At 32.1% G+C, this 23053-nt stretch carries 22 protein-coding genes; 10 read left to right on the top strand and 12 right to left on the bottom strand.

The features are described from left to right. Positions 1 to 15: 15 nt before the first annotated feature. A complete protein-coding gene (gene ccoS / locus SMGD1_RS09760; RefSeq protein WP_008336556.1) occupies positions 16 to 231 on the top strand; it encodes a cbb3-type cytochrome oxidase assembly protein CcoS in 216 nt (71 codons plus the stop codon). A gap of 61 nt (positions 232 to 292) precedes the next feature. On the opposite strand, the gene SMGD1_RS09765 is transcribed toward ccoS, so the two are convergent. Further along, complete coding sequence (locus SMGD1_RS09765; protein WP_008336611.1) at positions 293 to 580, bottom strand: c-type cytochrome; 288 nt, start codon at positions 578 to 580, stop codon at positions 293 to 295. Positions 581 to 691: 111 nt separating this feature from the next. On the opposite strand from SMGD1_RS09765, the gene rfaD reads away from it, so the two are divergent. The 3 genes from rfaD to SMGD1_RS09780 are packed head-to-tail and all read left to right on the top strand — an operon-like array spanning position 692 to position 3716. Then, entirely contained in the window at positions 692 to 1699 is a 1008-nt protein-coding gene (rfaD, locus tag SMGD1_RS09770) for an ADP-glyceromanno-heptose 6-epimerase (protein WP_008336636.1), read from the top strand. Then, positions 1699 to 3123 (top strand): D-glycero-beta-D-manno-heptose-7-phosphate kinase, encoded by a 1425-nt coding sequence (rfaE1, locus tag SMGD1_RS09775; protein WP_008337038.1) that lies wholly within the window; start codon positions 1699 to 1701, stop codon positions 3121 to 3123. The genes rfaD and rfaE1 overlap by 1 nt, the downstream gene beginning before the upstream one ends. Further along, the gene (locus SMGD1_RS09780; RefSeq protein ID WP_008336938.1) at positions 3123 to 3716 is read left to right on the top strand and encodes a YfaZ family outer membrane protein; all 594 of its coding nucleotides are present in this window, start codon (positions 3123 to 3125) and stop codon (positions 3714 to 3716) included. The genes rfaE1 and SMGD1_RS09780 overlap by 1 nt, the downstream gene beginning before the upstream one ends. Positions 3717 to 3836: 120 nt before the next feature. Here SMGD1_RS09780 and SMGD1_RS09785 read toward each other — a convergent pair whose 3' ends face one another. Genes SMGD1_RS09785 through SMGD1_RS09810 form a run of 6 tightly spaced genes read right to left on the bottom strand, consistent with a single transcriptional unit; the run spans position 3837 to position 11707 of the window. After that, positions 3837 to 4985 (bottom strand): NAD(P)/FAD-dependent oxidoreductase, encoded by a 1149-nt coding sequence (locus SMGD1_RS09785; RefSeq protein ID WP_008335473.1) that lies wholly within the window; start codon positions 4983 to 4985, stop codon positions 3837 to 3839. Further along, positions 4986 to 5957 (bottom strand): lipopolysaccharide heptosyltransferase II, encoded by a 972-nt coding sequence (gene waaF, locus SMGD1_RS09790; protein WP_008341242.1) that lies wholly within the window; start codon positions 5955 to 5957, stop codon positions 4986 to 4988. Further along, positions 5957 to 7870 (bottom strand): LTA synthase family protein, encoded by a 1914-nt coding sequence (locus tag SMGD1_RS09795; protein ID WP_008335566.1) that lies wholly within the window; start codon positions 7868 to 7870, stop codon positions 5957 to 5959. The genes waaF and SMGD1_RS09795 overlap by 1 nt, the downstream gene beginning before the upstream one ends. After that, the gene (locus tag SMGD1_RS09800; protein WP_008336389.1) at positions 7870 to 8532 is read right to left on the bottom strand and encodes a phosphatase PAP2 family protein; all 663 of its coding nucleotides are present in this window, start codon (positions 8530 to 8532) and stop codon (positions 7870 to 7872) included. Before SMGD1_RS09800 ends, SMGD1_RS09795 begins: the two co-directional genes overlap by 1 nt. Before the next feature lie 8 nt (positions 8533 to 8540). Then, positions 8541 to 9815 (bottom strand): glycosyl hydrolase, encoded by a 1275-nt coding sequence (locus SMGD1_RS09805; RefSeq protein ID WP_241761468.1) that lies wholly within the window; start codon positions 9813 to 9815, stop codon positions 8541 to 8543. Then, entirely contained in the window at positions 9797 to 11707 is a 1911-nt protein-coding gene (locus SMGD1_RS09810) for an LTA synthase family protein (RefSeq protein WP_008336351.1), read from the bottom strand. Before SMGD1_RS09810 ends, SMGD1_RS09805 begins: the two co-directional genes overlap by 19 nt. Before the next feature lie 79 nt (positions 11708 to 11786). On the opposite strand from SMGD1_RS09810, the gene SMGD1_RS09815 reads away from it, so the two are divergent. Both SMGD1_RS09815 and SMGD1_RS09820 read left to right on the top strand, forming a co-directional pair. Further along, positions 11787 to 13112, top strand: a complete 1326-nt coding sequence (locus SMGD1_RS09815) for a UDP-glucose dehydrogenase family protein (protein ID WP_008335042.1) — start codon at positions 11787 to 11789, stop codon at positions 13110 to 13112. 3 nt (positions 13113 to 13115) lie between these two features. Continuing rightward, entirely contained in the window at positions 13116 to 14081 is a 966-nt protein-coding gene (locus SMGD1_RS09820; RefSeq protein WP_008336036.1) for a glycosyltransferase family 9 protein, read from the top strand. A gap of 9 nt (positions 14082 to 14090) precedes the next feature. On the opposite strand, the gene SMGD1_RS09825 is transcribed toward SMGD1_RS09820, so the two are convergent. Genes SMGD1_RS09825 through SMGD1_RS09835 form a run of 3 tightly spaced genes read right to left on the bottom strand, consistent with a single transcriptional unit; the run spans position 14091 to position 17243 of the window. Then, positions 14091 to 15098, bottom strand: coding sequence for a hypothetical protein (locus SMGD1_RS09825; protein ID WP_008335241.1), 1008 nt, complete (start codon positions 15096 to 15098; stop codon positions 14091 to 14093). Positions 15099 to 15107: 9 nt separating this feature from the next. Then, positions 15108 to 16496 (bottom strand): MBOAT family O-acyltransferase, encoded by a 1389-nt coding sequence (locus tag SMGD1_RS09830; RefSeq protein ID WP_008335390.1) that lies wholly within the window; start codon positions 16494 to 16496, stop codon positions 15108 to 15110. Between the two features lie 3 nt (positions 16497 to 16499). Then, positions 16500 to 17243 carry a lipopolysaccharide kinase InaA family protein gene (locus SMGD1_RS09835; RefSeq protein ID WP_008336846.1) on the bottom strand — a complete coding sequence of 248 codons (744 nt, stop codon included), beginning with the start codon at positions 17241 to 17243 and terminating at the stop codon, positions 16500 to 16502. 50 nt (positions 17244 to 17293) lie between these two features. On the opposite strand from SMGD1_RS09835, the gene SMGD1_RS09840 reads away from it, so the two are divergent. The 4 genes from SMGD1_RS09840 to SMGD1_RS09855 are packed head-to-tail and all read left to right on the top strand — an operon-like array spanning position 17294 to position 20961. Next, complete coding sequence (locus tag SMGD1_RS09840) at positions 17294 to 18043, top strand: glycosyltransferase family 2 protein (RefSeq protein WP_008335440.1); 750 nt, start codon at positions 17294 to 17296, stop codon at positions 18041 to 18043. Beyond that, positions 18033 to 19139, top strand: a complete 1107-nt coding sequence (locus SMGD1_RS09845) for a glycosyltransferase family 4 protein (protein WP_008335627.1) — start codon at positions 18033 to 18035, stop codon at positions 19137 to 19139. Before SMGD1_RS09840 ends, SMGD1_RS09845 begins: the two co-directional genes overlap by 11 nt. Then, the gene (locus tag SMGD1_RS09850) at positions 19136 to 20122 is read left to right on the top strand and encodes a glycosyltransferase (RefSeq protein ID WP_008341252.1); all 987 of its coding nucleotides are present in this window, start codon (positions 19136 to 19138) and stop codon (positions 20120 to 20122) included. Before SMGD1_RS09845 ends, SMGD1_RS09850 begins: the two co-directional genes overlap by 4 nt. After that, complete coding sequence (locus SMGD1_RS09855) at positions 20119 to 20961, top strand: glycosyltransferase (protein ID WP_008336293.1); 843 nt, start codon at positions 20119 to 20121, stop codon at positions 20959 to 20961. Before SMGD1_RS09850 ends, SMGD1_RS09855 begins: the two co-directional genes overlap by 4 nt. 23 nt (positions 20962 to 20984) lie before the next feature. On the opposite strand, the gene SMGD1_RS09860 is transcribed toward SMGD1_RS09855, so the two are convergent. Together SMGD1_RS09860 and SMGD1_RS09865 are read right to left on the bottom strand one after the other, a co-directional pair. Beyond that, positions 20985 to 22217, bottom strand: a complete 1233-nt coding sequence (locus SMGD1_RS09860) for an O-antigen ligase family protein (RefSeq protein ID WP_008336660.1) — start codon at positions 22215 to 22217, stop codon at positions 20985 to 20987. Beyond that, positions 22217 to 23053 (bottom strand): NAD-dependent epimerase/dehydratase family protein, encoded by an 837-nt coding sequence (locus tag SMGD1_RS09865; protein ID WP_008335058.1) that lies wholly within the window; start codon positions 23051 to 23053, stop codon positions 22217 to 22219. Before SMGD1_RS09865 ends, SMGD1_RS09860 begins: the two co-directional genes overlap by 1 nt.

Raw genomic sequence — 23053 nt, forward strand, 5'->3', positions numbered from 1 at the left:
AATATGGAGTCTTAAATGGATAATTGGGTAATAGCTATGATGCTAGGAGCTTCAATATTCTTAGGAGCTATCGCACTTTTCGCTTTTCTTTGGGCTATAAAAAATGGTCAGTTTGATGATGAAGAGAAGTTTTTAAATGCTGCAAAGTTTGATGGCGAAGAAGAGTTAAATGATGCATTAAAACAAGAACAGAAAAAAGAAGCTCTTAAAAAAAGCTATAGACCAGAATAAAAAATAGAGTTTAGAAAGTTGTGGAGTAGAGAAAACTGCCCCGAAGGGCAATTTAGATAAATTATTTACCTATAGTTTGTGAGAAAGCATCTAAATCTTCGTCAGAATATTTTCCAACTTGACCTTTCATAAGACCTTTCATTGGACCACCATAAGTACCAGCTTTGTAGCCTTTAAGTGCGTCAGCGATCTCAGCGTGAGTCATTTCAGCAACATTTTTAGATTTACCTAGAGCTGGTTTGCTCCAGTCAGCACCGTGACAAGAAGTACATGCCTTACCATTTACTGCTGCCATTGAAGCCGTTGCTAGTGCTAAAGTAGCGATTGAAGCGATTACGATTTTTTTCATTTTTTTTCCTTAGAATAATTTTCGAACCAATTATAGTGATTTGACTCTTAAATACATGTTAATGAATTATAGTGTATCATTTTATTAAAATAAAACGACATGGATGAGTAGATGAGATACATAGAAAATGACTTAAAAGACAAAACAATTTTAATAACTGGTGGAGCAGGGTTTATCGGCTCTAACTTAGCTTTTTATTTTCAAAATAATCATCCAGATGCAAAAGTAGTTGTTCTAGATAGCTTCAGAAGCGGTGAAACATTTTCAAACGGAAACTTGAAGAGTTTTGGACATTTTAAGAACCTTATAGGATTTCGCGGTGAAGTTATCAGTGGAGATATAAATGACAAAGAATTACTGCTTGATTTAGAGATAAACTATAAATTTGACTATATTTTTCATGAAGCTGCTATATCGGACACAACTGCATTAGAACAAGACTTAATGATTAAGACAAACGTTAACGCATATAAAGATTTACTTGAGTTAGCTATAAGACACGATGCAAATATGATATATGCATCTTCGGCTGCGACTTATGGAAATGCAGAATCTCCTCAGAGAGTTGGAAGAGAAGCGCCTCAGAATGTTTATGGTTTTTCTAAACTAAGTATGGATAATTTAAGCCGTGAGTACATGAAAGAGTGTGATATTTCTATAGTTGGACTTAGATATTTCAATGTTTATGGAGCAGGTGAGTATTTTAAAAACACTACAGCATCTATGGTTTTACAATTTGGGCATCAATTATTAGCCGGCAAAAACCCTAGACTTTTTGAAGATAGTGATAAAATCCTTCGTGATTTTATATATATAGAAGATATAGTTCAAGCTAATGTAAAAGCGATGCAACCAAAAGAGAGTGGTATTTATAATGTAGGAACTGGTAAGGCTAGAAGTTTTCAAGATATAGTAGATATCCTACAGCGTGAACTTGGCACATCTCTTATTTGTGAATATATTCCAAATCCATTTATAGGCAGTTACCAATTTCATACAGAAGCAGATATTACGACAACAAGAGAAGTTCTTGGTTATGAGCCAAGGTTTGTAATGGAAGAAGCTATAAAATCTTATGTTGGTGAAATTAAAAGAATATACGACGAAGAAGTTAAATAATGAAAAGACTTAAAAACTTTACTCCAAAGATATTAGTAGTTGGTGATCTTATGATTGATCATTATTTATGGGGTAGCTGTGAAAGAATATCTCCAGAGGCGCCAGTACAGGTTGTAGATATTTCAAAAGAGACAACAGTTCTTGGTGGGGCTGGTAATGTTATAAATAACCTTAACGCTCTAGGAGCTAAAGTTAGTGTCAGTAGTGTAATAGGTGATGATGATAATGGAGTAGAGCTTATTAATATGTTGAATGCAATTGACGTAGATAGTTCAAACTTAATAGTTCAAAAAGGTAGAAACACATCTAAAAAGAGTCGTATTATCGCTGTTAGTCAGCAAATTCTTAGATATGACAAAGAGAGTAAGAATGAGATTGATAGTGAATCTGTAAGGAAAATAATAGATTTAATTTCTAGTGAGATATCTTCTTATGACATTGTAATACTTTCTGACTATGGTAAAGGTGTTTTAACTCCTGAACTTTGTCAAGGTGTTATCTCTCTTGCAAATAAAAATAATGTAAAAGTTTTAGTGGATCCAAAAGGAAGTGATTTCTCAAAATACAAAGGTGCATATCTTTTAACACCAAATAAAAAAGAAGCTATTCTTGCTACTAACATTAATATTAAAGATGAAGGCTCTTTAAAAGAGGCGCTTGTTAAATTGAAAAATGAAGTTGATTTAGATATTTCTCTAATAACTCTCTCTGAAGGCGGAATTGCTACTTACGACAGTGAAGTGAAAAAGTTTCCTACAGTCGCTAAAGAAGTGTTTGATGTAACAGGTGCGGGTGATACTGTTATAGCATCTATTGCTTTTGCGCTTAGTGCTGGAAAGTCTATTGAAGAGACTGCTTCGTTTGCAAACTTGGCTGCTGGAGTTGTTGTTGGAAAAATTGGTTCTGCAACTGTTACTCTTGAAGAGATTGAAGAATATGAAGCATCTCTGCACAAAAGTACATCAGATGCTCACATTAAGAGTTTTGAAGATATAGCGCAAATAGTAAATCGCTGTAGAGCTAGCGGCAAGAAAGTTGTCTTTACTAATGGTTGTTTTGATATTTTACATGTTGGTCATGTTAAATACCTTCAAGAAGCAAAAAGTTTTGGAGATGTACTTATAGTTGGACTTAACTCCGATGAGTCAGTATCTAGACTTAAAGGTCCGACTCGCCCTGTAAATATAGCACCGGACAGAGCATATATATTGGCAGCGCTTGAAGCTGTTGATTTTGTTGTACCGTTTGAGCAGGATACTCCGCATGAACTTATAAAAATGATAAAACCAGACACCCTTGTAAAAGGTGGTGACTACAAAGGAAAAGATGTTGTTGGAACTGAATTTGCTGGTGAGTTGAAGCTTGTTGACTTTGTTAATGGTAAAAGTACAACAAAAACAATCCAAAAGATACAAGGAAAGTAATGTTTAAAAAACTTGGACTACTAGCTGTATGTGCAGCATCTGCTTTTGCAATGCATAATGTAGAGCTTAATATAAATGATAAAGATTTAGAGTTTGGTGCAAAAGTTGACATGGGTCAGTTTAATGATACTGTTGAGCCAGACAGTGTTTTCGTAGGTGCAAAAGTTTTACACGGTAGTGTAGATAATAGTGAATTTTCCAGTAGTAGCGATATGCAGGATTATTATGAAGTTAACTTTTTAATGCAAAGAAAAGTTGAAGCTACAGATCTTGTTATAGGATTAGGGGTAAAGCTAAATGGTGCTAAAAATTTTAGTAGTGTACCGCTAGGTGCTGAGGCTAGTTACAAACTTGCTTTTAGTGATAAAATGCCACTCTATGTTAAAGGTGCAATTTACTACGCACCTGAAGTTTTATCTATGCAAGATGCAAAAAACTTTTTAGAGTACCGCGCTAGCCTTGATCTTGAAGTGATTAAAAATGGTAGTGTAACTGTAGGTTATAGATCTTTGGATACTAACTATACGGCTAGTGCAGGTGGAGATAAAAACTACAATAAATCTGTTTATGTAGGATTTAAATTCGGTTTTTAGTTTATGTTAAACACTATAATGAGCAAAGCCCATTATAGTGGCAGGGACATTATGTCCCTGCAACCCCCTAAAGCTACAAAAAACTCGTTTTTTGAGATGAAAAACATTATCTTGAGCACTTTAGAGCTGTGATTTCTCTTTTCGTGCTGCTTTATAAAAAAGTTTCTGAGTTGAAATCTCTTTTGGTATTGGAGTTTCATTTATAATATACTCACTCAGTATTTTTGCCAAATATGGTCCAAAAACAAATCCCCTTGAACCAAGCGCATTAATCATATACAAATTCGGATAATAGACAAGTGAGTCTTGTGAAATCTTTGTACCGTTTTTTATAGAGGGATATTTTTTTAGTGAACTCTCATAATCTACAATCTTGCCAACTACCGGAAAATAACTGCTAATTGTGGCTCTTGCACCTTTGTACGTCTTTACAACTTCCAAATTTTCCAAATTTATTAATTCATTGGCTTTAGTTAAAAGAGAATCAATCTGTTGTTTGTCGGTGTTTACATAAAATATACACTTGTCACATGTAGTAATACACTCTATTTGAGATGAATTATGTCTTTCATGAGTTGCTCCTATAGCAACAGTACCATCATTTTTATTTGTAGAAATCGAGATGGATTTATGAATATTAAATGGAATATTTGTTGTTGTCTTAACATCAATTCTAAGCCCGAAAATAGCTGATATATTTATATATGGGAGATATGCTAATGATTTACTTACACCCTGTGTCAGTATGATATTTTTTGCTTTTATATCATCAATCTCATAAAAACTATTTTTATATACTAACTCTTGCAGATCTTTTTTGTAAAAATCACAGCCTTCGACCATTTTATTACAAATACTAAGTGGCTCTATAACAGCTGCATCTTTGTAAAAATATCCATCAATACCTTGAAAGTCATTTGACATCTTTTGTAGCTTCTCTGCATTAAAATAATTATAATCTATCTCATTATTTTCTAGTTTTTCTTTTGAAAAATTATCGTTTGCAACGCGTAATACACCTTTTTTATTAATAAAATCAGGTGTTAGTTCTTCATAAAAATTCATGGAGAAGTTAAGAGCTTCGTTTACAAAAGTGTTGTAACTATTTTTACCTCCAGGAAGAGGAGAAAGAAATGCTCCTGCAACCCCACTTGCCCCTCCGGCTATTCCTTCTCTATCTACTATAGCTACTCTTTTGCCACTACGCTGTAAAAAATGGGCAATGGAGCATCCGGCAGAACCAGCCCCTACGATTATAAAATCATACATTTAAATAATTGATTTTACAGTTTCTATTACTTCTGCAGCTGTGATTGTTTTCATGCAGTCGTGATGTCCTAGTGGACATTCTCTTTTCATGCACGGAGAACAATCCATCTCATGTCTTACTATTGCACTCTTTTCATTCATCCACTGAGATGTTTCTTTATGTTTTGTTGGTCCAAAAATAGCAACTGTTGGTACTTGGTAAGATGCCGCTACATGCATTGGTCCACTGTCATTTGTAATAAATAGTGAGCATCCAGCGATATTTGCGCAAAGTTCTTCTATCTTTGTTTTTCCAGCTAGATTTTTATAGTTTGTAATATTGAAATATTTTAGATTTGATTCTATCTCAGATGCCATTTCTACTTCATTTGGTCCGCCAAAAATTACTATGTCATATTGATTTGAAAACTCTTTTGCAACCTCGGCAAATCGCTCAGGATACCAACGCTTAGCACTTCCGTAAGTGGCGCCTGCATTGATGCCAAGAGTTAATTTATCATATCTTTTAGGCTCTATATATAGAGCTAGCTTTGGTACTTGAGCATTCCAATGGTCTGCATCTGTCATTGCTAGTTGAGCGTACTGTTTTACAAGATGCTGAGTGGTTGAGATTTTTGGCGTATGTGATAGTAAAAACATCGAGTGCCAAGATCTCCTAGAGATGCAAACGACAGTTTTTGTAAATCTCAAAAGCAGTGAAGCGTGAAGTTGATTTCTAAAGTTTACAGCTAGATTAAATTGTCCTAGCTCACCAGCAAGTCTGTATGTTGCTATATATCTGTTAGATGCTTTTTTAGTATCATCAACTATCGCTCTCTCACAAAGAGGATGATGTTTAAGTGCTTCAATACTAACATAGCTACCAACGAATGTAAACCTTGCATCTCTATAGTGAGATGCTAAAAGCTCAATAGCAGGAGTAGCCATAATAGCGTCTCCGAGCCAATTTGGCAGAATAACTAATATCTTCATCACTTAGCCCACCTGTTTTTCTCTAGCAGTCCTGCTTCTGCTGTATCCACACTAAAGAGTAGTTTTTTCATCTTTTGAATATTTTCTTGGCTGCCAACTTGTTCAACAATATCTTTAAAATTGTATTTAATATATCCATTATTTGTAATAAGACCGATGAGGTTACCTGCATAAAAGTAAACTAACCTCTCGTTTACATCTTCATCAAAAAGTGAACTTCCCATGGTAGCTATATCTGCCTTCCAGCCTAACATATCTACTATAGTAGGGAATATATCATTATGCCCGCCCAGAGTTTTTACTTCCATAGGTTTGAATATCTTTGGGGCATATATTATTAGTGGAATCCTAAAATGCTCTATAGATGTTAGTGGCTTGTCATCTGGACGATACTCTCTTGCAATTTGGTTTAGAGCATCTCCACTTCCATGATCAGATGTGAAAATGAATATTGTTCTATCAAACCATGGCTCTTTTTTAGCACCCTCTATAAAACGACGTATTGAATCATCAGCATATATATAGGCATTCAGAGCGCCGTTATAATTTTTAAGGTCATGTGGATATCTCTCATACTTTTTACTTGGGAGATGATAATCAGAGTGAGTTGTATCAGTAAAGGCAAAACCTAAAAAAGGTTCTTTCATACTGTTTAGTTTTTTATGATAAAAATCAAGCATATTAAAGTCATAAGTACCAGTTAACGGCTCTCGTCCAGCATCTACTTCTTCTACATTTGGCATATCTTGCGCACCATAATATTCATCAAATCCAGCTAATGCACTTACTGAATCTACTCTGTAAGAACGCCTATTAGCTGCTTGCATAGAGATAGTGCTATATCCATTGTCTTTTGCAACACTCCCTAGATAGCTTAGGTTTGATAGTTCCAGTCCTTTACCTAAGTATTGAGCTCCAGCAGGTATGGTAACACCAGTAAACATAGAAGTTATTCCAAATATGGAACGATATCCATTTGAGTAGAAGTTTGTAAACTTTAGTCCTTCATTACTTAAACGTTTAAAATATGGTGTGACATTTAACTCTTTGTACTTAGTGAAACCGTCAATATGTTCAGCCCCGAAAGATTCCAGCAGTACAATAACAACATTGTATTGTTCCTTGTCTTTCTTAGAGTACTGACGAAGAAGAGGGTACTCTTTGTTAACAAATGGAGCATTTGAAGTTTTTAGTGCATCTTGTGTTGTTTGTATAGCTTCATCTAAATCTACTAGATTATGTTTAGCTGTTTTTTTAGCAGTTCTATAGATAGTAAAAAAGCCGTTTAGTGCAAGATTTCCACTACTTACCTTATTTACAGCATAGGCGTCACTGCTTCCAAAGCTTTTGCCTGCAAAACTATTTCTAATACCAATAAACAGAACCAAAATAGTTACTATAGTTAGTATAAGAAGTTTTTTCCCAGATATGAAACTCTCTAGTTCTGATGAGAAAAGTTTGAAAACAAGATATAAAAATGAGATGCTAATTAGTATTGCACCAAGTGTAAATGGAAGCATTGAACCAAATGCCATGCCAAATATAATATCCATATCATCACTAAGGTTAAATATTTCATTTGAAATATGTCTATGAATATAGTCATAGTAAAGTACATCACTAAAACTAAGTATAAATATTATGTTTAATAAAATAGCCCAAAGCAGTGCTACTTTAGCTCTGTATTTAGGTTTTTTTATAAAAAGAAGGGTAAGAATAAATAGAGATGAAAATGTAAAGATTGTAATCATGTCTACACGAAAACCCATCAATAATGAAGTGTAAAATTCACCTGTTGTAAGGTTGGAAAAATCATCTATATAAAAGTTATATAGAGTTAGTCTTATTGCCATTAAGACTATAAAACTAAAGATAACTAATGCAAGTATTTGAGTGAGCTGATTTTTTCGCACTAGATGGAATCCTCTTTAAATACTAGTTTATAAAGTACATGTGTTGCAATATAAACAATGAAAAAGGATGTTACAACATCACTAAAAAAGTGACCGCCTGCTGCCATCCTTGCTAAACTTACAAGTACTCCATAGATAATAACAGTAGTGATAAAGAACTTTTGTCTTCTCTTAGCTAAAAGAGCAAAACCTAAGAGGCTAAAGGCAGCGGCTGCATGACCAGATGAAAAAGAGTAACCGCCTTGATTACTGGGTATAAAAGCCGGAGTAAACTCTTTTGTTCCACCAAAGTCTATAATCTGAGCAGGTCTCGCTCTTCCCCAATTCTCTTTTAAAGTAGTATTGACTATGAGAGCAGGTGCTATTGTTAGAAAAAGAATTATAAAAAGCATAGTCTTAGAATTTATACCTAAAAGATTTTTCTTTTTTACATAGTTATAAATGAATATTGCTATGCTTGATAGTGCAAAGATTATAATAAGAGGCTTTACAGAGTGGTAGAGTATGTCTTCTATCCAGGAGCCGTTCAGTGTAAATGATTTTCCATCATAAAAAAGAGAAGCCACATATAGATCTATTTGCGGTAGGGAAACAAAGATTATAGAAGATACTAAAAAAAGTAGCCAGAAATAGAGTTTTACATTTAAATATTTTTTATTCATAGATGCAATTATACCGCGTCTTTAATGTATATATATAAAGGAGATGAACCAATGTTTAAAGTTTTATTTTCTATTAGTTTTCCACTGATTGAATAGACTTCAAAAAAATCTTCATTTTTTAGCGTTGTTGGTTTAAGTGTCCAGTGGATTTGCAACAGTTTGTTGTTTATTAAGCATTGCAGTATGTAGTAGCCTCTTTTTATGTCCAGTCGTAAAAACTGAGCATTTGTTAAATTTTTAAGCATAAACTTATATACATTAAATGCTGAACGTTTTCTTATACTACTTCTGTTGTCAATCAGACCATATCCTGGAGCTATTAACTGATGCCAAGAGAGAGAATCAACCTGTTGAGATGCAAAAGCTAATAGGTGGTATCTAAGCATAAAATCTTCATATAACTCTTCACTTACACATTCATACTCACTTGTTGGAGCATATGGAGCTGTACCTGTTATTGGCCAGTTTGTCTCAGTGATATGAAGTTCATGCTCACTTTTGGGACTCATCCAAACCATAGTGCTAAGTAATGCTATTTTGTCAGATAGAGCAAATCCCATCTGCATGTTCTCCGGAGCACCGCGTCTATCTACATAAAGAAGAGAAGCAATACCATTGTAGTGGTACTTAAAAAAGTTAAAAAGGGTATGTGCTGTAAAATGATACTCAAAGTCTATTACACCACTTCCAATAAGCTTGATATTTGGAAATTCCGCTTCTCTTAAATCATAAGCTGTTTTATAAAATTTGTTATATTCGTCAACGCTAAAAAAACCCCATTTGGCTCTGTTGATTGTTGAACCGATTTCGTAAATATCTACTAGCCCATCTAAAGATGCAAAAATTCCTCTTAAGTCTTTTTGGAAAAGTTTTAAGTCTTCTATGTGTTCTCTATCTTGAAGAATTTTAAGTGTAACTTTCCTATGCTTGTTCTGCAATAAAAAGTTTTTTAACTCATTGATTGTATTAAGCTCCCAAAGTTTTACACGAACAAGAATTCTTTTTAAATCTAACTCTTCCAATAGTTCAAGTGTTAGCTCAGGTTCTCTTTGGTAATCAACTCCTAGAGAAAAAAATGTTTCTGAATCTACTTCTTTTCTTTTTATATAAGGCATCATTATTATTGAAATAGGGAGTATGACAAGAGCTGTAAAAACAGTTTTGAAAAGTGAGAAAAACTCACGTTGGCGCATCTGCTTTTTATATGTTCTGTCTTTTAGTTGTGCAGGTTGGTCGGAATATTCATCCCATGAAAAAGGAGCTTTCAATCTTTCTTCATCCACTTTGAGTTTTTCAGCAGATGAGCCTGCGCAGAATCAATACTCAGAAGCAATTGTTGATTTTCATCTGATATAGATCCTTTTTTACTGATAAGATTTTTAAAGTTATAAAAAATAGAACCATCATAATCGCTAAGTCCGACGATGCTTCCCATCTTTACAAAGGCAAACCTATTTTTAACACTTTCATCAAATAGTGAGCTTCCTATGGTTGTAAAATTGTTCTGCCATCCAAGAATATCAATAATTGTTGGAACGATATCCCCTTGTGAAGATATGATATCTGTTCTTTTTGGTTCTATTAGTTTTGGTGCATATATGATTAGCGGTATATGAAATTCAGGTAAATATATATTTTCTAATTTCACCTCTTTTTCATTGCTAATTTTTGTCTGATTAGCATGATCAGCTGTAAAAATGAATATAGTGTTATCAAACCAAGGCTCTTTTTTAGAAGCTTCCATAAACTCTTTTATTTGAGTATCTACATAGTTTAGTGTATTTAAAAATCCGTTTTCAGATTTTACATCATGAGGGTATTTCTCCCATTGTTTACCTGGAGAGTAGAATGGTGAATGAGTAGACGCAGTAAAACAAAAGCTAACAAAAGGCTCTTTAATTGTTTTTAGCTTCGAGGATAGAAATCTTAGGCTGTTACCATCCCAAGCACCATAGTTTGGTTGTCCAGTTTCTTCTCCTGTGCGCTCAATATCTTCTGCTCCATAGTACTCTCTAAACCCGGCAAGTGCACTTAGTTTATCTACTCTAAAAGAGCCTCTGTCTGAACTTTGCATCGCTAAAGTAGAATACCCATTTTTATGTGCCATTTCTCCGAGGTATGAAGGGTTGTATAGTTCTAATCCTTCACCTAAGTTTTCAAAACCTACAGGCTGAGTAAGTCCTGTATATATAGTTGTTATTCCTTCTTGTGAGCGTTGGCCGTTTGCATAGAAGTTCGTGAAAAGTTGTCCCTCATGTGCCAGTTTATCAAGAGTTGGAGTGACTTTAAAGTTGTTGTGTGCAAGTTCGTCTAAATATCTTGCACTAAGACTTTCTATCATGATAATAACAATGTTGTAGTTATTTTTTGTAGTTGGTTTTAGTTTTCTCATCAAAGGGAAGTTATTGTCCATAAATTCAAATTTCTCAGAAGCTAAATTGTCTTTAACTACTTGCACTGCTTGGTCTGATTTTATAGCTGAGTGATCTGTACAGTTTATTGTTCCTCCACGGTAATAGCAGAAGAAACCATTAAGAGCTAAGTTTCCAGAAGAGACTTTATTTACGGCAAAGGCATCTGAAGTACCAAAGGAGATGCCATCAAGTTTTCCACGGATGCCTATAAAAGCAATAATTATTACGAGAAGCATATTCGCCCATTCTCTTTGTCTGATAGTTTTGTTTTGTATATCAGAACCAAAAACTTTATAGAAAAAATATACAATTGTAAAATAAAATATTGTACCGAGTATAGTTTGAATAAGATAAAAATCAACTACCATATCTACTAAAATGCCTACATCATTTCCAATCAGACTAAGTTCGTTATTTAGATGTCTATTAACAAATCCAAAGTATAAAATATCACCTATATTAAAGAAGATAATCCCACCTAAGATAGCACCCCATAAAACTCCTAAAGAGCTTCTGTATATTTTGTTGGTAGTAAATTTAAACGGTAAAAGTAGGATTAACCAAATAATAGAAGTGAATGTAAAAATTAGTGCAACATCAACACGAACTCCCATAAAAAAAGACTTTAATGTTTCAATAAATGTTAAATCACCAAAATAATCAAAATAAGAAAAATAGAAGAAAAGTCTAATGGTAGTAAAGAGTAAAATACTGAAAATAACAGCTGAAATAACCTGAGTGTATCTGTTTTTAAAATGCAAATCTAATCCTAAGAAAATAAGGCGAATTATATCCTTTTTAAGGTAAAATCACTAAATTATTTTATTTAGGGATTATTTGATGAAAATATCAGTTATTGGGACGGGTTATGTAGGTTTAGTAAGTGGAGTTTGTTTCGCACAGATGGGAAACTCTGTAACCTGTGTAGATATAGATGAGAAAAAAATTCAAGATTTAAAACAAGGTATCATCCCTATCTATGAGCCTGGCCTAGAAGAAATGACATTAGAGAATTATAAAAATAAAACACTTGACTTTACAACTAACTCGTACGAAGCAATTAAAAACTCTAAAATTGCTTTTATCGCAGTTGGAACTCCAATGGGTGATGATGGAAGTGCTGATTTAAAATATGTTCTAGCTGTTGCAAAAACTATTGGTGAAGCTATTGAAGATTACATGGTTATAGTTGATAAATCAACTGTTCCAGTTGGTACAGCTGATAAGGTTCAAGCTACTATACAAGCTGAACTTGACCGTAGAGGTGTAGATATAAAGTTCGATGTAGTCTCTAATCCAGAGTTCTTAAAAGAGGGTGCAGCAATAAATGATTTCATGCATCCAGACCGTGTTGTTATCGGGGCAGATAGCGAAAAAGCAATGGATGTGATGAAAGAATTATATGCTCCTTTTATGAAACGTCATGAGAGCTTTATTGCTATGGATATAAAAAGTGCTGAGATGACAAAGTACGCAGCAAATGCAATGCTTGCTACTAAGATATCTTTTATGAATGAGATGAGTCAAATCTGTGAGAGAGTCGGTGCAGATATTAACAAAGTTAGAAACGGCATCGGAAGTGACAGTCGTATAGGTTACAGCTTTATATATCCAGGTTGTGGATATGGCGGAAGCTGTTTTCCAAAAGATGTTCAAGCATTGGCAAAAACTGCAAAAAACTTTGGCTATAATCCTAGAATATTAGATGCTGTTGAAGCTGTTAATCTTGATCAAAAATATGTAATAAGCAATAAAGTAATAAGTAGATTTGGTGAAAACTTAGATGGAAAAACTTTTGGAGTATGGGGACTTAGTTTTAAACCTGAAACCGATGATATGAGAGAAGCAAGTTCCATTACAATCATAAATGAGCTAACAAGAAGAGGGGCAAAGATTGTAGCTTATGACCCAAAGGCTAGACATGAGGCAGAGTCTTACTACTTAAAAGGTAACGACAAAGTCTCTTATGCTGATGGTAAATATGACGCACTTAAAGATGCAGATGCTTTAATCCTTGTAACAGAGTGGCAAGAGTTTAGAAGTCCAGATTTTGATGAGATGAAAAAATTACTTAAAAACGCAATCTTTTTTGATGGCAGAAATCAGTTTTCAAAAGAAAAAATGAATAAATATGGTTTTGAATATTTTCAGATTGGTGTGAACTAAGAGTTGACTATTCTAGTATGTCGCACAGATAAGCTTGGTGATTTTATAACTGCACTTCCTTCTATGTATGTGCTTAAACATCATAATCCTAACAACAGGATTATAGCTTGTGTAGCTCCGCTAAATAAAACTTTGGCAGAGTCTTGTGACTTCATCGATGAGGTAATTGTAGATAATGGCGATAGCATCTGGACTTTTGCTTCAGAGCTTCGTGCTTTAAAGATTGATGTTTCAATAACTCTCTTCTCAAGCACGCGTATAGCTTTTGTCCAGTTTTTGGCACGAATTCCAAAGCGAATAGCTCCAGCAACAAAAATCGCTCAGATTTTTTATACCCATAGAGTTAAGCAAAGACGCAGCGAAGTGAAGATGGCTGAGTTTGAGTATAATCTAGAATTAACAAAAACTCTGTTTCCTGATATAAATTTAGACTATAAAAAACCGCTTTTAGAGTTTGATGATGCTAAAAAGATATATGAAGTTTTTAGTATAAACAATGACATAGAAAAAGATGTAATAGCATTTCATGTTGGTTTTGGAGGTTCTTCAGATGCTAACTGGAATCTGGATGAGTATGAGGAGCTTATACATACTGTCTTGATACAAAATAAGTACCAGGTAGTGCTTACTTTTGGGCCTGATGAAAAAGAGCTTTATGAAGAGATGCAGGGTAGGTTTATGGCTTACAATGTAGTCTTTTATTTTTCTCAAGAGAGTATAAGATACTTTGCAAAGCTTATAAGTAATTTTAAATTATTTGTGAGTACTTCAACGGGAACTTATCATTTAGCATCTCTTGTTGGAACACCTACAATGACATTTTTTGCAGATACTTTATTTGCAAGCTCAAAGAGGTGGAAAAGTATAGGTGATGAAAATAAACAGCAACACTTTATGATTCCACTTGAACAAGATAAGAGACAAAAAATGTTTGATGAAGTACTTCTTTTATTAAAAACTATAGACTAAGAATAGATACTATTTAAAATTATTTTTATTATCCTCTAAATATTCTTTTAGCTCTACTTCATTTTTTATAAAATATTTTTGATTGTTTTTAGCAACATAATCTATAAATACGTTGTGAACATAGTTTTCATTTAGATGAGACGTTCTATCACTAAATGCTATATATTTATTATCTTTCACTAAATTTGATATATCATCAATATACCATAGCGCATGAAACCCTGTTATCCCACCATTTAGTAGTTTTGAGTATTTATCTTTCATGATTTTAATATCCATAAGTTTTAAGTACTTTTGGTAGTGAGTCGGTGTATAGTAGTCTATATGTATATTGTTAGCTTTACAAAACTTATCAATGTCTAGTAGTGCTTGAATACCATCTTCTTGGTAATATTGTGGAGTTGCTTTTGATGTGTATTTATCTGGTACATGAAATGATTCATTTGGATTTGATCTAACCATTGAACCATTTTTCTGTAAATAATAATCATAGCTATTGTTTATATTCCATTCTATGTCATTATATAGCTGCATTAATTTGTTTTTATTTACGTAAGATAAGTCCTTAAGTACATAACTCCAGTAAGAAGCATGGAACTCTATATCATAGTACTTGGAGAATGAATCAGATTGGTCACTGCCATTTAAACAGTGATCATCAACCAAGTAATAAATTCTATGTATATTTGACAGCCTTTTATTGTCAAGTTGTTTTAAGAAGTTTAAAACACTTAAAGAGTTTCCATATAGTGATGAAGAGAAATTTAGTATAGGTATATTCGAATTGTCTGTTTGTAACCTTTGACTTCTAGATGTTCCAAATATGATTGAGTGTTTTTTTTCTTTGAGCATATCAAATAGTTTGATTGAGTAATATTTTGTAAAATAAAAGTTTTTATCTGTCAAGCTATAAGGGAGTAATCTATATGGATTTACAAGCACAAACAGTATTATTATTGAGCCAATAATTATAGAAGTTATAATTAAAAAACTTTTTATCCATTTTTTACTATTCATTTATTTCCATTAGAAGTTAAAATATAAAAACTCAGAAGCTTTATTTAGTGATAAGATGCTGTAAACAAAAAGTATTGAGATGAACCAAGCAGTTTTTTTATTCATTTTAAAGTTTTCTAACAACTGTACAGAGTTTTTAAATGCAATAGTTAAAATAATCCCTAGTATGATATAAGAATATATATTGTCATCCAAGTAATCAGGTTTAAACTCTGAAAAACTGAACATTTTACTTACAATATTTAGAGCATCTTCAAATGTAGGTGCCCTAAAGAAAACCCAAGTAAAATTTATAAAGTTAAAAGTAATAAACCAAGCGATAATTTTAGGCATATGAAAGTTTAGATTTGAATATATTCTATGCACAACTAAAGCTATACCGTGTAAAAATCCCCAAAAAACAAATGTCCACCCAGCCCCATGCCAGATTCCTCCAAGTATAAAAGTGGCTAGAATATTATTGTAAGTTATAAAGTTTCCTTTTCTATTCCCACCTAGTGGAATGTATATATAATCTCTTAAAAAACGAGAGAGCGTAATATGCCATCTTCTCCAAAAGTCTTGAATATTTCTTGCTTTATACGGGGAGTTAAAGTTAATTGGAAGTTTTATATTAAAAAGAAGTGCAGCTCCTATAGCCATGTCTGTATATCCACTAAAATCAAAATATAATTGTAAGGTATATGTCAAAGAAGCTGCCCAAGCTTCTAATATATGTAATGAAGCAGTATCAAGGTAATAATTATTTACATATACTGAAAAGAAGTCAGCAATACCAACTTTTTTAAACAGTCCTATGGAAAATATAAATATTCCAGCGGCAATATTTTTGTAGTTTTTTGCTAAATTCCATCTGCTTGCAAACTGTGGCATCATCTCAGCATGATGTACTATTGGTCCTGCGATTAGTTGAGGAAAAAATGTTACAAAGAGAGCATAGTTTAAAAAGTCATATTCTGCTGTCTCTCTTCTGTAGCTGTCAACTAAGTAAGCTATCTGTTGAAATGTAAAAAATGATATAGCTAAAGGAAGAGCTAGGTGTAACAAATTAATCTGTGAGTTAAATGCTATATTGAAGTTATTTATAAAAAAATCACTATATTTAAAGTATCCAAGAAGAGATAGATTTGCAACAACTCCAAAAGTAAGTAAGGCTTTTTTAGAAATTTTTACTTTTTTAAAGTTCTCATTTAAACTGTTTCCTATCACATAGTTAAATAGCATAGAAGATAGGATAAGAGGAAGATATGCTATATTCCACCAAGAATAAAAGAAAAGTGAAGCAAAAACTAAAAAGCCTTTAGCCCCTGTTATAAGCCTTTTATTTAAAAGGTAAAAATATATAAAAAAACTTAATGGTAGAAATAAAAATATAAACTCATATGAATTAAAGAGCATCTATTATTGTCTGCCTTTTAGTTTTCTCTTTAAAAGTACTTTATCTTTGAGTTTTTTATCATGCATTAGAATCTCACTGATCGCCTTATTTTCATCAAGTCCTGCTATCTTAGAATAGGTTTTTGCAATAGTAATTAAATCTTCTTTGTTAAACCATAGTTTGTTAAAGTTTTCTAAACCTTCATATCCAGTGATAGAGCGAAATTTCATGCGGTTAATATCAACAAGAGAAAATATATATTTATCGCCTTCTTTTCTTATAAGTATATTCCCACCGGAATAATCTACATGCCAAACACCTTTTTTGTGAATGTCATAAGAAAACTCTGCAAAATCTTCTAAAACTTTCTCTTTATACTTCGGTTGGTCATCTCTTATATGGGCAATAGTAAAGTCATATTTAAACTCTTTAGATATGAAGAAGCTTTCTTTTAAAAGACCCATGTTGAAAAATTCTATATAACCGATTGCTTCAGGCGTGCTAACTTGGAGCTCATGCAGTTTTGTAGCATTATGAAAAGCTTTGTATGCCTTTGATTTTCTTAGATAAGCGTATACAAATTGATTTAAAAAGTTTGGAACTCGAAAGGCTTTAACGACTGTTTTTATATTTTCAATTTCAATAACTTTTAGCTCATTTCTGGCTAGATGAATAGTTCCTGAGTTCTGTGAAAAGATTGATTTTATATCTAGAAGTATATTTTTGAAGTTTTGAAATTCTTTGTTGTATTCGAGTTTGTAGGACATGGATTTTTAGCTACTTTGTGGTAAAATTAAATAAAAAATATTGAGTATATATGCAAAAAAATATTACAGCAACAATTATAACATTAAATGAGAAGAAACACATCCGTGAAGTAATTTTAAATGTTCAGAAAATTTGTAACGAGGTTATAGTTGTTGATTCTTTTAGTAGTGATGAAACTTGTGAAATTGCAAGAGAACTAGGTGTTAAGGTAATAGAACAAAAGTATTTAGGTGATGGCGGTCAAAAAGCTTTTTGTGAGCAGTTCGCTACAAATGAGTGGATACTAAGTATAGATGCTGATGAGAGACTTGAAGAGGAAGCTGTCGAGTATCTTAAAAATTTCGATTATGAAAACGGAGATGCTGATGCATACTCTTTTCGCCGTAAAAGTTTCATAGGAAAAAAGTTTATAAAGCAATGGTATCCAGACCGTGTTGTTAGACTTTACAATAAATCTAAGTGTGGATATAACACTATCGGTGAACATGGAAAAGTTGAGACTGATAATTTCGTAGATTTAGATATAGATATGCTTCACTACTCTTTTGAAAACTTTGGAGTTTTGGTTAGCAAAGCGGATAGATTCGCAGTAAACTTGGCAAAAGTAAGATACGCTGAGGGCAAAAGAGCTTCATGGTATGACCCATTTGTTCACGGAGCAGGTGCCATGTTTAAAGGTCTAATATCAAAAGGTGGAATCTTTGGCGGCATCCATGAATGGCATGTTGCTTTTGCATCTGCTTATAACAGTTATATGAAATATGTGATTATGTTAGAGATGCAAGAAAATGAAAAATAGTAATATTTTAGAGCTTTGTTTATCCCCTGATTTGGGTGGGTTAGAACTTTATATGGTTCGTGCATCACATTTTTTACATGACAAAGCAAATGTTATAAGTGTTATAAATGAGTCTGGAAAGCTAGAACAGTACTATAAAGATACAGAATATAAGTATGAAAAAATAAAAAGAAGTTCAACCTTACTTTCTTTTTTAACTGCAAAAAAACTGGCAAAAATTATAGACGATAATAGCATCGATGTAGTTCATCTTCACTGGACGAAAGATATTCCGGTAGCTGTTTTAGCAAAACTTCTTTCAAAGAAAAAGCCTAACCTTGTTCAAACTAGAAATATGACTATGACAAGATTTAAAGATGATTTTTATCATAGATTTTTATATAAAAATATGGACTTAATGCTTCCCGTTACATATCAAGTAAAAGAGCAGATAGAAAACTTTATACCAAGGGATATAAGACCAAAGGTTGAGGTTTTGTATATGGGGGCGGAGAAACCTCAAATAATAAGTGATGAAGAAAAAGAGACTTTACGCGATAAATATAATTTGGAAAAATCATTCACTATTGGAATAGTAGGCCGAATAGAAGAGGGTAAAGGGCAATATCTAGTAATAGATGCTATTAAAGAGCTTGCAAGCAAAAGGATAGATGCTAAGGCCCTTATTGTTGGTCATGCAATGAATGATACTTACTTAGAGTCTCTAAAAAACAGTATTGAAAAAGACGGTATAAGAGAGAGAATAGTATTCACAGGTTTTACCACAGAAGTCCAAAAGCTTATGCAGGTCTGTGATGTGATTGTTCTCGCAACTGATAGAGAGACTTTTGGACTCGTTTTAATAGAAGCTATGCAGTGTGAAATAGCAGTAGTTGGAAGTGACAGTGGCGGACCTTTAGAGATTATTGATGATAATGAAAATGGACTGCTATTTAAAACTAAAGATTCAAATGATTTAGTTAAAAAGATAGAAATACTATTTAATGATAAAGCTTTAAGAAAGAATCTTGCACAAGAGGGTAAACTCAAAGCTGATGAGAAGTTTTACAGCGAGAAACAGTTTGAAAAATTAAAAATTATTTTGGAGAATTTATGAAAATATTGTACATAAATACACCTACCGCAGATTATGTTCAAGATTTAACATATACTGGACTTGTAAAAAAGTTTGGTTTAAATAATGTTATAGACTATAGATGGAATAAAAAATATCATGTTCCATATAAAAAATATCCAAAAAATATAGGTTATGTTGAAGGTTCACTATTTAGTTCAATCTTTAGAAGTTTTAATTTTAGTGAAATTGATTATGTTTTTATTGGTGCATGTAAAGTAGAGGCATTTGAGACTTATATTGAAATAGCACATAAGATACCTTCACATGTACCTGTGATATTTATAGATGGTGGTGATGGCAATAAAGTAGGGATAGACTTGGTGGCTTATAAAAGACCAGATTTGTATGAAAAAGCATTATCTGTTCGCCCTTTTGACTTTACATTTAAAAGAGAATATTTGATTGATGGAGTTTATGATTCAAATGTAGCACCTCTTCCAATGTCTTTTAACTTTGATAGATTACCATCTCTTCCAACGGACCATAAATATGATGTCTCATTTTGGGCTGTTGAATCACACACATTAAGGACTCAAGCATTAGATATGCTAGAGAATATGTATGACTGTAAAGAAAATGGTACTACAAGAAATCAGAAATTTAGCAAATATAAAAGAAAAGGTTCATTCTATCTTCAAGAATTAGCTGACTGTAAAATAATCATAAATATCAGAGGTGGTGGCTGGGATACAATGCGTTATTGGGAAACTCCGGCTGTCGGTGCATTTATGCTTAGTCAAAAACCTCAGATTGTTATACCTGATAATTTTGAGCATGAAAAAGATGTTGTGTTTTTTAAAGATGATTTATCAGATTTACAAGATCTTTGTGATTTTTACTTGAAAAATGATGCTAAACGAGAAGAGATAGCAAAATCTGGATTACAAAAGATGAAAGACTTTCATACAGACGAGAAGAGAATAGATTATATTTTTAAAACAATAAATAAAGAAATGAAATGAAAGTAAGTTTAATAGTAGCTGTTTATAAAGATATTGAAGCTCTTGATTTAATAGTGCAAGCTCTAAAAACTCAGACATACAAAAACTTTGAGTTTATAATCGCAGAAGATAATAACTCTAAAGAGATGAAAGATTATGTTAGTTCAATTGAAGGTATAGAAGTAAAGCATACATTCCAAGAAGATAGTGGTATAAGAAAGATGAGGTCACTCAATAATGCTATTATAGCTAGTGAAGGAGACTATCTTGTATATATTGATGGTGATTGTATCCCTTATTCAACTTTTATTGAGTCACATATTAAACTTGCTGAAGATGGATATATTGTTAGTGGCAGAAGATGTAATCTAGGTCCAAGGTATGCACAAAAGCTAAGGTCAAAAGAGATGACTCCATTTGAGTTGGAAAAGTCATTTGTATGGAGGTTTCCATTTATTGCAAAGGACGCTATAGAGAGACATGCTGAAGCAGGATTTTATTTTTCTCCAGATGGGTTTATATATAATAACTTTTTGAAAAACAGCAATAGAAGTACTAATATGCTCGGCTGCAATTATTCATGCTTTAAAAAAGATATGTTAGCCATCAACGGATACGATGAAGGATATGGACAGTCTGCAGTAGGTGATGATACTGATCTGCAGTGGCGGTTTAAAGGTTTAGGCTTAAAAGTAAAATCAGCTAAAAATGTTGCCAATATATTTCATCTCTATCATGAAAGAGGATTTAGAAAAGACATCCCATGGGAAATGGAGCTTGAGAAAATGAAAATAAATAGATCAGATAATATTTTTGTATGTAAAAAAGGACTTAATAGTCACGATAATTTTTCTAAATAGAGTATATGAATTATATTTTATCTTTATACAGAAGACGAATTAATGCTTTTATTTTTGTAAACAACTATTGATAATAGTAAAAATATCAACATAAAAATTGTATTATATGGTTTCATTAGCAACAAAATATCAAAGATACCAGAAAAAAATGTTATAGAAAAAAATACAATTCCAATTGTAAAAAATAATTCTAAGTCCCGTAAATAGTATAAAAGTAAGAAGACACTGCTCCACAATAATATATACCCAATTATTCCATATCTAGTTAAGGTGTCAAGGTGTTGATTGTGAAATGACCTTAACCACGTAGAATCACTTGGATGAGTTTTAGTATAATTAATAAATTCATCTATATTGTCTCCAGCTCCAGTACCAAATATGGGGTTTTCTTTTACTATATGTATTCCTGCAAACCACATATATGCTCTACCACCCCAGCTTCCTGAAAAATTGTTATTTTGAACTTCTTTGAGCTCATTGATTCCATATTTAAATTTATCTATTTTATTAAAGCTATTTAATAGATATAGACTGGTAGATATAAGAATAATTATAGTAATAAGAATTTTTATATTAAGAATATTTTTTCTGTATATAATAAATAGAAAAAATATTGTTATAAAAAAAGAAAGCTGGCCTGATCTGCCATTATTTATAAACAGTCCTATTAATGATAAAAATGTAATAATTAAAAAAATGGTTTTTAGTGCATTTGATTTACTATAGTACGATATTAATAGTGAAGATAGGGTTCCAATTGCCATGTATATGGTTACTATGGAGTAAGATAATATTCCTCTTGGATTAGAGATATTGTTTTGGAATACATGTAGTACATTTAAATATATTAAAATTGAGAAGAGAGCATACCCTCCTATACTAAGAACAAATACATATAACCCATTTTTTGCTTGCTCCTTTGTTAATGTTGTAAAAAGAACAGGTATCATGATCCAGTAGTATTTATAATATTTTAAAGCGGTTTTAGCTGTTTCAAAGTTATCTGTCCATAGAAGTGAGAGATAAGAATATGCAAAAAATAAAATGATTAATAGTAGTGGTTTAAATTCAAAAATTATTTTTAATTTTGAAAAATATTCTCTTTTTTTACCAATAATTAACCACCAGATAAGTAAAATAATGCTCAAAACACCCATTTGACCATTTGAAAAATTCCATGGCATTAAAAAGATATATAAATAAATATAACTTATGAAGTAGTCTTCTTTTATTTTATTCATCGCTATTGCAAACATTAATTAATTCCATTTTCAGATTTAATTTTTTCTAAGATATACTCTTCTACTTTTTTAAAGGAGTAGTTTCCAATTATTTTAAGCAGTATTTTATTTTCAGATATAGAAACCATTAACTCTTTCTTGAAAATTTCATTTGTTTTTAGTTCTATAGAGTTTTTTCGTAAATAATTTAATATATATAAGATTGATTTACCTTCGGCAGTTCCTATATTTATAATTGGTGTATTTTTAGTTTTTAGTATTTTTATATAACTGTGAACTACATCATCAATATGAATGAAGTCTCTTATTGCTTCACCATTGTTTACAAGCGTTAAAGTCTCATTTTTTTTGTAAAAATTTATAATCTTTGAGATAACAGAGAAGTTGTCATCTCCTCCATACATATTGAAAACTCTAGTTATAGTGTAGTCAATATCATTGTCTGAGCAAAATTTTTCTATCAATCTTTCATTCGCAACTTTTAATGAAGAGTGAAGGCTTAATGGATGTGTTTCGTTGCTTTCTGAGCAAGAAATATTATTTCCATACACAGAACTGCTGCTTGTGTAAATTATTTTATTTATTTGAATTGAGTTAGATTTTATATACTCTAAAACTTCAGCAGTAGTTACTATACTTCTGTTGATATAGTCTATTGGACTTTCTAGTTCATATAGTTTTGTAGAAATTTGAAACTGATTAAATATAATATTGATTTTTTTATAGTCTTTAACATCAATTGCTTTTAAAGCTTGTATGTTTGATGATGATACTAAAAATGTATTTTCTATAGTGTTCTTTAAATGTGTAGATAAATTACTATTCTTACCAATTATTATAGTTAGTACCAT

The sequence above is a fragment of the Sulfurimonas gotlandica GD1 genome (assembly GCF_000242915.1).
GTDB classification, from domain to species: Bacteria; Campylobacterota; Campylobacteria; order Campylobacterales; family Sulfurimonadaceae; genus Sulfurimonas; species Sulfurimonas gotlandica.